Origin of the sequence: Pseudomonas sp. UBA5706, from assembly GCF_002419965.1 — a bacterium.
In the GTDB taxonomy this organism is placed as follows: Bacteria; Pseudomonadota; Gammaproteobacteria; order Pseudomonadales; family Pseudomonadaceae; genus Aquipseudomonas.
In genome coordinates, this window is the sequence record NZ_DIHC01000016.1 from 162893 (window position 1) to 176741 (window position 13849).

General features: G+C 58.5%; 14 protein-coding genes. 8 read left to right on the forward strand and 6 right to left on the reverse strand.

Going from position 1 to position 13849, the window contains the following annotated elements:
- Positions 1–104 precede the first annotated feature (104 nt).
- The 3 genes from topA to B3I26_RS08800 all read left to right on the forward strand — a co-directional run bounded on the left by topA (position 105) and on the right by B3I26_RS08800 (position 3682).
- Positions 105–2708, forward strand: coding sequence for a type I DNA topoisomerase (gene topA / locus B3I26_RS08790; protein ID WP_296257086.1), 2604 nt, complete (start codon positions 105–107; stop codon positions 2706–2708).
- Between the two features lie 140 nt (positions 2709–2848).
- Positions 2849–3370 (forward strand): DUF6586 family protein, encoded by a 522-nt coding sequence (locus B3I26_RS08795; RefSeq protein ID WP_296257088.1) that lies wholly within the window; start codon positions 2849–2851, stop codon positions 3368–3370.
- A gap of 75 nt (positions 3371–3445) precedes the next feature.
- A complete protein-coding gene (locus tag B3I26_RS08800) occupies positions 3446–3682 on the forward strand; it encodes a hypothetical protein (protein ID WP_296257092.1) in 237 nt (78 codons plus the stop codon).
- Between the two features lie 138 nt (positions 3683–3820).
- On the opposite strand, the gene sulA is transcribed toward B3I26_RS08800, so the two are convergent.
- Positions 3821–4324, reverse strand: a complete 504-nt coding sequence (sulA, locus tag B3I26_RS08805) for an SOS-induced cell division inhibitor SulA (RefSeq protein WP_296257095.1) — start codon at positions 4322–4324, stop codon at positions 3821–3823.
- An 11-nt stretch (positions 4325–4335) separates the two neighbouring features.
- A complete protein-coding gene (gene lexA, locus B3I26_RS08810; RefSeq protein WP_296257097.1) occupies positions 4336–4944 on the reverse strand; it encodes a transcriptional repressor LexA in 609 nt (202 codons plus the stop codon).
- A gap of 249 nt (positions 4945–5193) precedes the next feature.
- On the opposite strand from lexA, the gene B3I26_RS08815 reads away from it, so the two are divergent.
- The 3 genes from B3I26_RS08815 (at position 5194) to B3I26_RS08825 (ending at position 7753) form a co-directional block, all read left to right on the forward strand.
- On the forward strand, positions 5194–5904 hold the full coding sequence (locus B3I26_RS08815; protein ID WP_296257099.1) for a TetR/AcrR family transcriptional regulator: 711 nt from the start codon (positions 5194–5196) through the stop codon (positions 5902–5904).
- 100 nt (positions 5905–6004) lie between these two features.
- Positions 6005–7003 (forward strand): beta-N-acetylhexosaminidase, encoded by a 999-nt coding sequence (nagZ, locus tag B3I26_RS08820; RefSeq protein ID WP_296257474.1) that lies wholly within the window; start codon positions 6005–6007, stop codon positions 7001–7003.
- Between the two features lie 9 nt (positions 7004–7012).
- The gene (locus B3I26_RS08825; protein ID WP_296257102.1) at positions 7013–7753 is read left to right on the forward strand and encodes an S-methyl-5'-thioinosine phosphorylase; all 741 of its coding nucleotides are present in this window, start codon (positions 7013–7015) and stop codon (positions 7751–7753) included.
- 47 nt (positions 7754–7800) lie between these two features.
- Here B3I26_RS08825 and B3I26_RS08830 read toward each other — a convergent pair whose 3' ends face one another.
- Positions 7801–8454 (reverse strand): HAD-IA family hydrolase, encoded by a 654-nt coding sequence (locus tag B3I26_RS08830; RefSeq protein ID WP_296257476.1) that lies wholly within the window; start codon positions 8452–8454, stop codon positions 7801–7803.
- A 175-nt stretch (positions 8455–8629) separates the two neighbouring features.
- Between B3I26_RS08830 and B3I26_RS08835 the strand changes: the two genes are divergently transcribed.
- The gene (locus B3I26_RS08835; protein ID WP_296257105.1) at positions 8630–9349 is read left to right on the forward strand and encodes a tellurite resistance TerB family protein; all 720 of its coding nucleotides are present in this window, start codon (positions 8630–8632) and stop codon (positions 9347–9349) included.
- Between the two features lie 97 nt (positions 9350–9446).
- Positions 9447–10259, forward strand: a complete 813-nt coding sequence (locus B3I26_RS08840; protein WP_296257107.1) for a sugar phosphate isomerase/epimerase family protein — start codon at positions 9447–9449, stop codon at positions 10257–10259.
- A 325-nt stretch (positions 10260–10584) separates the two neighbouring features.
- Here B3I26_RS08840 and B3I26_RS08845 read toward each other — a convergent pair whose 3' ends face one another.
- The 3 genes from B3I26_RS08845 to B3I26_RS08855 form a co-directional block, all read right to left on the reverse strand.
- Positions 10585–11529 (reverse strand): ABC transporter substrate-binding protein, encoded by a 945-nt coding sequence (locus B3I26_RS08845; protein ID WP_296257110.1) that lies wholly within the window; start codon positions 11527–11529, stop codon positions 10585–10587.
- A 381-nt stretch (positions 11530–11910) separates the two neighbouring features.
- The gene (locus tag B3I26_RS08850; protein WP_296257112.1) at positions 11911–12135 is read right to left on the reverse strand and encodes a DUF6555 family protein; all 225 of its coding nucleotides are present in this window, start codon (positions 12133–12135) and stop codon (positions 11911–11913) included.
- Positions 12136–12443: 308 nt separating this feature from the next.
- Entirely contained in the window at positions 12444–13589 is a 1146-nt protein-coding gene (locus tag B3I26_RS08855; protein WP_296257477.1) for an aldose epimerase family protein, read from the reverse strand.
- Positions 13590–13849 lie beyond the last annotated feature (260 nt).

A 13849-nucleotide genomic window follows, 5' to 3' on the forward strand; every position in this document is an offset into this window, starting at 1 on the left:
GACCTTGCAACAGCCTGTGCTTGACCTCACCTTATAGCCACTATATATAGCGGGGCCTCGACGGCTCCAACGTCATTTTTCTCGCATTAGGAATTTTCCGATCCATGGGCAAATCGCTGGTCATTGTGGAATCCCCGGCTAAGGCCAAGACCATCAACAAGTATCTGGGCAGCCAGTACGTGGTGAAGTCGAGTATCGGCCATATCCGAGACCTGCCCACCAGCGGTTCGGCAAGCGCCGCCAAAGAGCCTGCTGCCAAACGTGGCAAGACTGCGTCTGAAGCGCCCGCGCTGTCGCCCAAGGAAAAGGCCAAGCGCCAACTCGTGGCGCGCATGGGTGTCGATCCCGAGCACGGCTGGAAGGCCAAGTACGAAATCCTTCCCGGCAAGGAAAAGGTGATCGACGAGCTGCGCCGCCTGGCCAAGGATGCCGACACCATCTACCTCGCGACGGACTTGGATCGCGAGGGAGAAGCCATTGCCTGGCACCTGCGCGAGGCCATTGGTGGAGACGACCAGCGCTACAAACGCGTGGTGTTCAACGAAATCACCAAGAAGGCGATTCAGGAAGCCTTTTCCAAACCTGGCGAACTGGACATCGACCGTGTTAACGCACAGCAGGCGCGGCGCTTCCTCGACCGGGTTGTGGGTTACATGGTCTCGCCGCTGCTGTGGCAGAAGATTGCCCGTGGCCTGTCCGCAGGTCGGGTGCAATCGGTTGCCGTGAAGCTGGTGGTGGAGCGTGAGCGCGAGATCCGTGCGTTCATCCCGGAAGAGTATTGGGAAGTCCACGCTGATCTGGGGACTGCCAAAGGCGCCAATGTGCGTTTTGAGGTGGCCAGAGAGAAGGGAGAAGCCTTCAAGCCGTTGAACGAAGCCCACGCCATGGCAGCGCTGGAAAAGCTCAAGGTTTCGTCGTACAGCATCGCCAAGCGCGAAGACAAGCCGACCAGCAGCAAGCCGTCCGCTCCGTTCATCACTTCCACTTTGCAACAGGCCGCAAGTAACCGCCTGGGCTATGGCGTGAAGAAAACCATGATGATGGCTCAGCGCTTGTACGAGGCGGGCTATATCACCTACATGCGTACCGACTCGACCAACCTGTCGGCGGACGCGGTAGCAATGGCGCGCACTTACATCGAAAGCGAGTTCGGCAAGAAGTATCTGCCTGATTCGCCGAACGTCTATAGCAGCAAGGAAGGCGCGCAAGAGGCGCACGAAGCGATTCGTCCTTCCGACGTCAACACTCACCCGAGCAAGCTGTCAGGTATGGAGCGTGATGCCGAGCGTCTGTACGAGCTGATCTGGCGCCAGTTCGTGGCCTGTCAGATGCCGCCTGCACAATACCTCTCGACCACCGTCAGCGTGGCGGCGGGCGACTTCGAACTGCGAGCAAAGGGTCGTATCCTCAAGTTCGACGGTTACACCCGCGTGTTGCCGCAGATGAGCAAGCCGGGCGATGACGACGTCCTGCCTGACATGGCTCAGGGCGACAGCATGAAGCTGATCAAACTCGACCCGAGCCAGCACTTTACCAAGCCGCCCGCACGTTATTCGGAGGCGAGTCTGGTCAAGGAAATGGAGAAGCGCGGCATCGGTCGTCCATCGACTTACGCGGCGATCATCTCGACTATCCAGGATCGTGGTTATGTGGCGTTGCACAACCGCCGCTTCTACTCGGAAAAAATGGGTGACATCGTCACCGAGCGTCTGTCCGAGAGCTTCTCCAACCTGATGGACTACGGCTTTACCGCCGGCATGGAGGAGAACCTTGACGACGTGGCCCAAGGTGAGCGCGACTGGAAAAACGTGCTGGACGAGTTCTATGGCGACTTCAAGAAGAAGCTGGAAGTGGCCGAAGCCACTGGCAGCGGAATGCGCGCCAACGAACCGGTCATGACCGACATCCCCTGCAAGGTGTGCGGTCGTCCGATGCAGATCCGTACAGCTTCCACGGGCGTGTTCCTCGGTTGCTCTGGCTACAGCCTGCCGCCCAAGGAGCGCTGCAAGGCCACCGTCAACCTGACCCCGGGCGACGAAATCGCCGAAGACGATGAGGGTGAGTCTGAGTCCCGCGTGTTGCGCGGCAAGCACCGATGCCCGATCTGCAGCACGGCGATGGATGCCTATCTGCTCGACGAGAAGCATAAACTGCACATCTGCGGTAACAACCCGGATTGCGCAGGCTACGAGATCGAAGAAGGCACGTATCGCATCAAGGGCTACGAAGGTCCAAGCGTCGAGTGCGACAAGTGTGGCGGCGAGATGCAGCTTAAGACCGGCCGTTTCGGCAAGTTCTTTGGTTGCACCAACTGCAAGAACACGCGCAAATTGTTGAAGAACGGTGAAGCCGCGCCGCCGAAGATGGACCCGGTCAAGATGCCCGAACTCAAGTGCGACAAGGTCGACGATACCTATATCCTGCGTGACGGCGCTTCAGGTCTGTTCCTGGCTGCCAGCCAGTTTCCGAAGAACCGAGAGACCCGCGCTCCCTTGGTGCTGGAAATCGTGCCGCACAAGTCAGAGATCGATCCGAAGTACCACTTCCTCTGCGAAGCACCGCAGAAAGACCCGGATGGACGCCCAGCGGTGATTCGTTACAGCCGCAAGTCCAAGGAGCAGTATGTGCAGACTGAAGTGGACGGCAAGCCTACCGGCTGGCGTGCATTCTACGACGGTGGCGTCTGGAAGGTGGAAGACAAGCGTTGATCGCCTGATGTCAGGTCGTAAGTGACTGGCGAGCGTTCGCACTTTGCGTTAAAAGAATCCCTCGATGGCATTCCTGTGCATCGAGGGATTTTTTTGCCTTGGCAGATTGGTTGAATTTCATTGATGTGGAGGCCACCTTCATGGCTCACGAACTCTATACCCGCACCAATCAGAAGATCTTCTTCGCAGGGCTGGCCCTCGAAGCGATGGCAAAAGCGCAAGAAAGCAGGGCGATGAACGCTCAAGGGCTTGAACAGGCAGAGCGAGAGTCGGCGATCTTCCATCTTTACGGAGCGTTGCTGGGCTTGTGCCACGAAATCGCCGGTTTTTACCGCCTCCCTCAGGCCAACAGCGCCCGTGCCGAGGATTTGCTGACCCCTCAAGTCCTGCAAGCCATCGCCATACCCGAAATGGGTGAGCTGGTGGAGTTGGCACAGCAGCGAGAGACTTGGCTGGCCCAGTTGCTGGCGTCCTATAACGCGCTGTTCCAGCCGCCCAAGGCGCCGAAAAAACCTAAGGGTGATGTCACCCAGCCATTAATCATCGCAGTGGGCGCTGATGAGGAAGTCGCGCTTGAACTGACTCGCGAGGAGTTGGAAAGCTGGCGGCAACAGCTCAAGCGCCTGGCAATTCGCTACCGGGAAGGGCTGAGCGAGTGTTGAGACATTGTGATAGGTGGGCTAGGGCATGACTCATCGGGCTGCTACAATGCCCGCCTTTCGTGGAGAACTGTCCTGATGCCAACCTCTTTTCTGGAAATTGTCGAATTGCCTGACGGCCGCATCGAGTTGCGCCGTGCTGAGGATGAAGGGTCACTGGTGACCTTGAACTTCTCCGAGGATGCCAAGGCATTTCTACATGGCCAACACGTCGAGGTCGCCAAAGCGATGCTCAGCGTGGGTGTGCAAATGGCCGGTCGCTTGGCTGAGGGCGAACTGACCAAGGAAGACGAGGGCGCGCGGGTTCTGCATTGATCCTGCGCTGTTTTTGTTCAGGGTCAGCCCAAGCCGCATCGACATCGTGTGTCACGGCTTCTTGCTGCTCAGGATTCGCGCTACCGCGCAGTCTTTAATAAATTCACTGCGGCGTTCACCTATATGCAGCCTGATTGTTCAGCCCAGGCGGATATTAAGGCTCTGCGCATTCCCGGTCCGTGCTGCGCCGATCAACTGCTGACGTGCACTGGCGGAAATCGGGTTGATCCAGCTCACCACCGTATGGCTTCGACCCAGGCGTAGTGCTTCGCCAGTCAGTTCCAATGCACTCTGCGTGCCCCTTGGATGCATCAGGATAATGCGTTCCCGGTTCAGGCCCGCGTCCCGCAGCCAAGCTTGCGTGACGCTGGAGGGTGGTGCAATGAGCGTCAGCCAGCGGTCATTCCGGTCCTGGCTCAGATCACGCAGGATGGGGGCAAGCAGATTCAGGCAGTTCCCGGCGGCTCCGCGCAATGACAATTCACTAAAGACTTCTGGTTCGTTGCTCCAGGGTGCTTCGACCCTATCGTCGATACCCGGCACCTGAAGCAAGGCAACGTCCAGCATTGGCAGTACAGGAGCCATAAATGCTTCGAACAGTGGCAGTTGTGCATGTTGTTGCGGTGTCTGTGGGAACTGCATAATCGTTCTCCTTAACGGCGAATCACGCCGACGCTCAGCCCTTCGATGACGAGGTCCTGATCTTTTAGGTTCACTTCAATCGGGGCGAAGTCAGGATTCTCGGCCAGCAGCCAGACCCTGCTGCCTTCGCGCTTGAAGCGCTTTACGGTTACCTCGTCCCCGATACGGGCCACGACAATCTGGCCGTTGCGCGCCTCGCGAGTGGTGTGGACGGCCAATAGGTCGCCGTCGAGGATGCCGACATCTTTCATGCTCATGCCGTGAACGCGGAGCAGGTAATCGGCACTTGGATGGAAGAAGGCCGGATTGATGGCCAGTGATTCTTCGATGTGTTGCTGTGCCAGGATCGGAGCACCCGCTGCGACCCTGCCGATGATTGGCAGGCCGTTTTCTTCGGCCTTTGCCTCGAAGCCCGGAATTCGGATACCGCGAGAGGCACCTGGGGTCATTTCGATCGCCCCCTTACGGGCCAGCGCTTTAAGGTGCTCTTCGGCAGCGTTGGGGGATTTGAACCCCAGTTCCTGAGCGATTTCCGCACGGGTCGGCGGGTAGCCGTTGTCTTCCAGACAGCGTTTGATGAAGTCCAGGATTTCAGCTTGGCGTGAGGTCAGTTTGATCATGTGAATCGCTCTGTCTTTTTATACAGTGACTGGGATTATATACAGTGATCGCGTATTGGCAATGATCCTTTTTACAAGCCTGATGAGTGGGGCCGGAAAATATCGAACCTGTCGAGCAGGGCAGTGGCAAAGCGCCGCATTTTTTGTGATTAAATGGCGCGACTGTTGATTCAGAAAGCGAACGGCCAGGGTTGACAGTCGATTGGCTGAAACGTATGTTTCAAACAAGTGTTTGTCAGGCGAGAAACCATGGCCCAGTCGGAAACAGTTGAACGAATTCTCGATGCTGCGGAGCAGCTGTTCGCGGAAAAGGGATTTGCCGAGACGTCATTGCGGCTGATCACCAGCAAGGCGTCGGTTAATCTGGCAGCGGTGAATTACCATTTCGGATCGAAGAAGGCGCTGATCCAGGCTGTGTTCTCGCGATTCCTGGGACCGTTCTGCGCCAGCCTGGATAAAGAGCTCGAACGTCGACAAGCAAAGCCCGAGCACAAGCCTTCACTGGAAGAGCTGCTGGAAATCCTCGTTGAGCAGGCTTTGGTCGTGCAACCGCGAAGCGGTAATGATCTATCTATCTTCATGCGTCTTCTAGGACTGGCTTTCAGCCAGAGCCAAGGGCACTTGCGGCGTTATCTGGAAGACATGTACGGTAAGGTTTTCCGCCGCTACATGCTGCTGGTCAACGACGCGGCCCCGCGTATACCCCCCATCGAACTCTTCTGGCGCGTGCATTTCATGCTCGGCGCGGCGGCGTTTAGCATGTCCGGTATCAAGGCATTGCGCGCCATTGCCGAAACCGATTTCGGCGTGAATACCTCCATCGAGCAGGTGATGCGTCTGATGGTGCCGTTTCTGGCGGCCGGTATGCGTGCCGAAACCGGCGTGACCGAACCGGCAATGATCAGCGCCCAGCTCAAGCCTCGCAGCAAAAGCACTGCGCCTGCCCCTGCCAAAGTCTGACATGCGTCCCAGGGGGTGCCGTGCATTGCATCGCACCCCTTGATCCCGCACCATGCCGCACTGGCAATGGTTGTTGAAGGATCTTCATATGAGTTCTGGTCTGCATGGCTCCCTGATGGTGGATATCGCCGGTACTTGGCTGACATCCGAAGACCGTCGGTTTCTGCGTCAGCCCGAGGTGGGCGGCCTGATCATTTTTGCACGCAACATTGAAAGCCCTCGGCAAGTCCGCGAGTTGAGCGCCTCCATTCGCGCGATTCGTCCTGATCTGCTGCTGGCAGTCGATCAGGAGGGCGGGCGGGTTCAACGGCTGCGCCAGGGGTTCGTGCGCCTGCCAGCGATGCGGGCACTCGCGGGCTGCCCGAACGCCGAAATGCTGGCAGAGCAATGCGGCTGGCTGATGGCGACGGAGGTGCTGGCGGTTGGGCTGGATTTGAGTTTTGCTCCGGTGCTGGATCTCGATTATCAGCGCAGCGCAGTCGTGGGCAGTCGCTCGTTCGAGGGCGACCCGCAACGAGCGACCTTACTCGCCGGCGCTTTTATCCGGGGCATGAACGATGCGGGCATGGCTGCCACCGGCAAGCACTTTCCCGGGCATGGATGGGCCGAGGCGGACTCCCATGTTGCGATTCCCAACGATGAGCGCAGCCTCGAGACCATTCGAGCGAACGATCTGGTGCCTTTTGCACGCCTGAGCCAGCAACTGGCGGCCGTGATGCCTGCTCATGTCATCTACCCGCAGGTCGACCCACAACCGGCCGGTTTCTCCCGGCGCTGGCTGCAGGACATCTTGCGTGGCGAACTGGGGTTCGATGGCGTCATCTTCAGCGACGACCTGTCCATGGCCGGCGCGCATGTGGTCGGCGACGCCGCCAGTCGCATCGAAGCAGCGTTGACCGCAGGCTGTGACATGGGGCTGGTGTGTAATGACCGTGCCGCCGCTGAGCTGGCCCTCGGTGCCGCGCAGCGGATGAAGATCCGCCCCCATGAGCGTATCGGCAGAATGCGCGGCCAGGGATTGGCGACTACCGAATACCGTCAGCACCCACGCTGGCTGGCAGCCCTGAGTGCGCTGCGCACCGCCCAATTGATCGACTGAGGATCTGCAATGACTGTCTACGCGATTATCGGCGGTACCGGGCTGACGCACCTTGAAGGGCTGACGATTCGCCAATCTTTACCCGTGAACACGCCCTACGGTGCACCGTCCGGCGAGATCCAGATCGGCGAACTGGCCGGGCGCGAAGTCATGTTTCTTGCCCGCCACGGGCACCCGCACCGGCTGCCACCGCACAAAATCAACTACCGGGCGAACATCTGGGCGTTGAAACAGGCAGGTGCACAGGCGATTCTGGCAGTGAACGCGGTAGGCGGTATCCATCCTGACATGGGGACCGGCCACTTCTGCGTGCCTCACGATCTGGTGGACTACACCAGTGGCCGGGAGCACACCTTTTTTGCCGACGACCTGGAGCAAGTGACCCACATCGATTTCAGCCACCCGTACAGCCACCCGTTGCGCACGCGACTGATTGCTGCGTTGACGGCCGAAGGGTGCCGGTTCAGTGATGTCGGCGTGTACGGCTGTACTCAAGGGCCACGTCTGGAAACGGCCGCAGAGATCGTCCGGCTACAGCGCGATGGCTGCGACATCGTCGGTATGACCGCAATGCCGGAGGCTGCGCTGGCCCGCGAACTCGAGCTGGAATATGCCTGCCTGGCGCTGGTCGTCAATCCGGCGGCGGGCAACGGAGCGGCTGTGATCAGCATGGCGGAGATCGAGCAGGCGCTACATCATGGTATCGACACAGTCAGGGCAGTACTGTCCCGGGTGTTGAACGCCCCTTAAGTGTTGCACCGATGTGCGGTCCAGGGCATTTGCATCGATGTTGTCTGTCATCGAGCGCGCAGCAGCAGATGCCCCTGTTCATTGATGGAAATGCCGTAGGCGTCATAGCTGTTCAAACTCGGGTATGGGGTCGCAAGGGAGTGCTTGTGGGTCGCGGTAATGACCATGACCTTCGCCCCAGCCGCTTCAGCGGCGGCGATCCCGGCCGGCGCGTCCTCGAATACCAAGCATTGCTCAGGCTTCACGCCCAGCCTTCTGGCGGCCAGCAGGAAGCAGTCAGGCGCCGGTTTGCCGCGCTCGACATCCTCGGCAGCCACCATGATCCGGGGCAGTGGCAGCCCTGCCGCCTGAATCCTGCGCTCGGCCAGCAGCCTTGGCGCAGACGTCACCACCGCCCAGCGATCGGCAGGCAGCGCCGCCAGAAAACGCGCCGCGCCTTCGATGCACACTACGCCTGCCACATCGTTGGTTTCAGCCTGGGCGATCAGCTCTGCCTCGCGCTCGGGATCAACGCCCGGCAGGTTCAGCCGACGTATAGTGTCCACGCAACGCACGCCATGAATGCTCGCCAGCAGCTCTTCGACATTCAGCCCCTTGCTCTGCGCCCATCGGGTCCAAACCCTCTCTGCGGCGGCGATCGAGTCAGTCAGCGTACCGTCCATGTCGAACAGGAAGGCAGCGAATGTGTGCTGTCCCAGCATGTTCATGTGCCCTCAGTTATAGGTGTGTCCGGGATGCTAGCACGCCGATTTTCACTCGATGCTCGGCAAACGACGCTTTTTTCAGGACGCTGGTCGGCCAGGCGGTCGTGCTGCGGCCTTGCTCGACAGCTATTGTGTACTCTGTCCAATCACCTATCTTCGATGAGGAAAGCTTATGAATACCAGCGATCTGCTGGAAAAACTCTTGCGTGCCAGTCAAGGGGCGGCAACGCAGAACAATGGCGATGCGTCGGGGCGGGGCGGCCTTGGAGGATTACTTGGCGGGCTATTGGGCGCTGGTTCAACTGGCAACGGCGCCGGTGGCGGTTTGGGCGGCTTGTTGGGTGGCCTGCTCAACGGGGGTGGCCTGGCGGGCAGGAGTGGCGGTACGCAGACCCAGCCCGGTGGTAACAATTACGCCATGTTGGCGTCGCTTGGCATGATGGCGTTTCAGGCCTACCAGGCTTGGCAGCGGCAGCAGGCCAGCGCTCCGCAAGAGCCGCCGCGTACCGTTGATCAATTGATGGGCCCGGAGGCCGACGATCACAGTCACGCTATCCTGGTCGCCCTGATTGCAGCCGCCAAGGCCGACGGCCACATCGATGACCAGGAGCAGCAAATGATTAACAAGGAGGTAGCGCGACACGCCGATGATCCGCAAGTGCAGCAATGGCTGAACGCTGAGGTGGCCAAGCCGCTGAGCGCTCCCGACATTGCGCAGGCAGCCAACGGACAGCCCGGCGTGGCCGCTGAGATGTACCTGGCCAGCGTGCTCATGGTCAATGATCAGCAGGTTGCCGAGCGCAGTTATCTGGATGAGCTGGCGGCTGCACTCAAGATCGACCCCCAGCTCCAGGTGCATCTTGAGCAACAGGCCAAGGGCGTGGCCGTCTGAAGGCATCAACGATGGAACCCTCGCGGCGCAACTTCCTCGAACCCTTGGGCGCTCTAAATCAAGCGTTTGCCAAGACACGAGTTAATTGGAGGGGGTTATGGGCATCAGTGTGGTCACATGGACATTGGGTATGACGGCTGCCGCCGAGGTGACATCCAAGGCAATCGAACTCGGTCTCGATGGGATTCAATATGCAGGTGATCATCGTGACGTTGCTGCGGCAGATCTCAAACATCATGCCACCCAGACGGGCTTGAAGATTATCGCCGTAGACCCGATCAATGCCGCGCCTTCGGAGCCGAAGGCGGCAACGGAAGCCGATGCCATCGCTTACTACCGCGACGTGGTGGATTTTGCAGCCGAGCTGGGTTCGGTGCCGGTGACCCTGCACGGCCTTTCACTCTGGACACGCAATTGTTCGGACAGCACCGCGGCCAGAGAAAGGCTTGTAAGGTGCTGCAAGGCCGTCGATGGCTATGCACAACAATGCGGCGTGAGAACCCTTTACGAGGTGTGTAATCACTACGAAGTGCCGCTCATACATACCGCCAGTGAGTGCAGGGAGCTTATGCGCCAGATCGGTGGGAACAACATGAGCCTGATCCTGGACAGCTTTCACATGAACATCGACGAACCTGATCCGAACCAGGCGTTGCGTGACAACCTTGACGTATTGGCGATCTACCACATATCCGACTCTGGACGTGGTGGTATCGGGAGCGGGCATCTCGACTTCCGGGCCCACCATGACATTCTCGTCGATGGCGGCTTTGCAGGTGAAATCGCCATAGAGCCTGTCTTGCCTCATCTCACCCCCAGCACTGCACCCACGAACAGGAGTGAACGCGCTGCGCTGGATCAGGAGATAGAGCGCAGCGCGCAGTGCTGGCGAGCCTATTCGGCACGCTAGGCAGGCCGAACGGAGTCGTCGAGAAAGGAGGGGGGCGAGAAATCCCCTATTCTTGCCACAATGCACTGCAGATTTCGAGCCTGTATGAGCCGTGGAGGATCGTCCTGCCCACACGATTTCAAACGGTGGGCGGATTGGGCGGCTAGTCTCGGAAGTCCCTGAAAGTCAACGCCATTTTGTTCAAAAAGTTGTCCACGGAAAGCGTGAATATCTCTGTGGATAACTGGCTGTAAGCCCTTAAATGCAAGGGCTTACTTGCAATGGTCGTTTAATGATCAGTTGATTCAATGGCGCCGATGCAACACGTTGATTGTCAGCAAACCCTTCACTGGAAAGCCGTGCTGAACGAGGTATCGATCACGCTCTGCGTATCAAATCTCTTGGGCAGGGCACCGGTCTGTACGAGAAAATCGGCAGTGTCCTGGTAATCCTTAGCTGCATCGGCATCCACGGGTCCTACACTCATGTCGGCCTGGCCGATCCAGTGGCGTGAGACTGCGTGATCCAGATTGGCCTTTTTTGCCCACACATCGGCATACGCCTGCTTATTGGCCTGCACCCAGGCTCGGGCTTTCTGCAGGCGACCGAGGAAGTCGGCAATGGCCGCCCGCTTCGGCTCGATAGCATGGGCACTGGCGGCGATGCTCGACAGGCCCGGCATCAGCCCGCGGGCAGTGATGATCGGCCGGGCGCCGGAAAATACCTGCTGTTGCGAGATGTACGGTTCCCACACCGGGAAGGCGTCGATGCTCCCTTGGGGCAGGGCGGCGGCTGCGTCGATCGGCATCAATTTGACGAACTCGACATAGTCTCTCGGCAATCCGGCTTTATCCAGGGCGCGCAGCGTCAGCTGCTGGCTCCAGGCGCCGGGCCAGTAGGCGACTTTTTTGCCTTTGAGGTCCTGGATGGTTTTCGCGGGTGAATCCTTGGGTACCAGCAGCGCGATGGTGTCCGGGTTTTGGCGCGACACGCCGATGAGCTTGACCGGTGCACCTTTGGCGGCGAGGAAGATGAAGCCCGAGTCTCCCAGAAAGCCCAGATCCAGCGCGCCAGCCTCCAGCCCTTCTGCAACGGGGGCAGCCGACTGGAAGTGCTTCCACTCAACGGAATAGGGGGCATCCTTGAGTGCACCGCTAGCCTCCACCGACGCGCGGACGTTGTAGTAATTCTGATCGCCGATTACCAGCGTGACGGGTGTAGCGGCGTGGGCGAAGGGTGTGAGCAGAGCAAGCGAAGCGAGGCTGTGGCGAAAAAAGCGGGGCAGGGTCATTGCGATGTCTCAATGGGGGTCGATCCGGGTGGGGTTAGTGTCGACGTACAAAAGTCAGAACGCTCAGGATTGGCCCGAGCGTGGACTGAGGATTGCAGGGGATGTGCCATCACCGCTGACCGTAACGGCGGCGGGCAAGCATTCTGGAGGGCGGGCGGTGTGCAGTAGCGGCTTGAATCAATAGTCGAGCAACGGCCGGTAGGCGAGTGTTCGAAATTGTTGAGGCAACGAAGCTTGAAAACAGCAAATTGAGCTTTCGCTGCTGCCTGGTAAACACTTGTACGAATCTGGTGACAACCGAAAACTTCGGGGAGCCGGGCTCTCCCGTCGTCAGCTGAGCATCGACGGGGTAGCGCGCGCGTCGCGCGCGCGCTTAGCAGCTCAGGACTGCGCCCATTCCACGTCCGTCAACCCAAGCTGCTCGGCCTTGGGTTTACTAACTTTCGGCACTTTGTCCGAACGGTATTTGGGTATCTGCCCAAATCCAGCGTCAACGGAAGCCCAATGCCAAGCGGAAGCGTTATCCATATTCTCGGCACTGATATAGAAGCTTTTGTATTTGCCATGCAGCAGATAATCGATTCTGAAATGCTTGTACTGTGCCACTCTCTGAAACCTCCCTATCAGTCGCTCACAGTTCGTTGAGTCGCCGCCGACGGGAAAATTCACTCGGATTAACGCATTCACGGCCAAATGGCTGGAAGTGGTACAGACGGGGGGTTAAAAGCTTACAGAGATTATCGAACGGATGGATTAAAGGTCGAAATCCTTTCGTTCGAGTATGTGGGCGAGGAAGCGGTGGGTAATGTTCTCACCTCGATCCAGTGCTGCGAAAGGCAAGTAAGTGCCGGGTCAGACAACTGACTGACCCGTCAACCTCGTAAACTCACAATGCAGTGAGTTCGAAACGCAGGCTATTTACCCGAAAACTTGAAAATCGTGGTTTGGGTGTATGCCTTGCCTGGATCCAGCCGCGTCGATGGAAAGCCCTTCTGGTTCGGCGAGTCAGGATAATGCTGGGTTTCGAGCGTGAACGCGCCCCAGTGCGGGTAGATCTTTCCTGCCTTGCCCTTGACCCTTCCGTCCAGGAAGTTGCCGGTGTACAGCTGGACCCCAGGCTCGGTGGTAAACAGTTGCAGACGGCGTCCGGATTTGGGATCGACCACATCGGCTGCCACGTTCGACACCTTGCCTGCGGTATCCAGCACCCAATTGTGGTCATAGCCACCTTGGGTGGGTTCGGCATGTTTCAACTGTTGATTATCCTCACGGATGCGCTGGCCGAAGGCGACAGGCTTGAGGAAGTCGAAGGGAGTGCCCGCCACCTGCGCCATTTCACCGGTCGGGATCAGCTTATCGGTGATCGGGGTGTAGCGGCTGGCGTGAACGATGGCCACCTGATCGAGTATGTCGCCATTTCCCGCACCTGCAAGGTTGAAATAGCTGTGGTTGGTCAGGTTGAGTACCGTCGGCTGATCGGTGGTTGCATGGTACTCAATGCGCAGTTCGTTCTTTTCATTCAGGCTGTACGTCACTTCTGTCTTCAGGGTGCCGGGAAAACCCATCTCGCCGTCGGCTGAAACGTAGCTTAGTTTCACCCCGACCCATCCCTTATTCTTGATCTGCTCGGCTTTCCATATCTGTTTATCGAAGCCTTTCGTGCCACCGTGCAGCGCATTGCTCTTGTCGTTCAGCGGGACTTGATACTGCTTGCCGTCGAGGCTGAACTTTCCATCGGCGAGGCGATTGCCGAAGCGGCCAATAGTGGCGCCAAAGTAGTCGGTTCCGTTCAGGTAGCCGTTCAGGTCGTCGAAACCCAACACCACGTCTTCGGTCTTGCCATGCTTATCAGGCACCAGTAGCGACTGCAGCGTGCCGCCGTAAGTGATCACCGTAGCCTGCATGCCCAGGCTGTTGCGTAAAACGTACTTCTCGACCGTCGTGCCGTCCGCCAGCTTGCCGAAGGCAGCATGCTCGCTGGTAAGTCCGGTGCCTGCCTGCGCCTGAAGGGCAGCGGCCAGTAAAGTCAGTCCGAGGGCGGGGATCAGTGTCTTTCTCATTGGCGGTGTTCCTGTTGTTGTTTTGAGGTACGGGATACGTTCAAGCTGTATGAGACCGATTGGCAGATCATCGGCGAGATTCGAGCGGATACTGGTATGACTAATAGCCTTCATTTCGCCGAATTTTTGCCTTTCCAACCTAAAATAATTCGATTTATTTATTAATTGTAATACTATTTAACAAGGCTGCCGCCTGGGCCACGTGCCGAACAGGTTTAGCCCAGCATTTGCAGGTTGTACAGTCGGTTTGACACTCAATC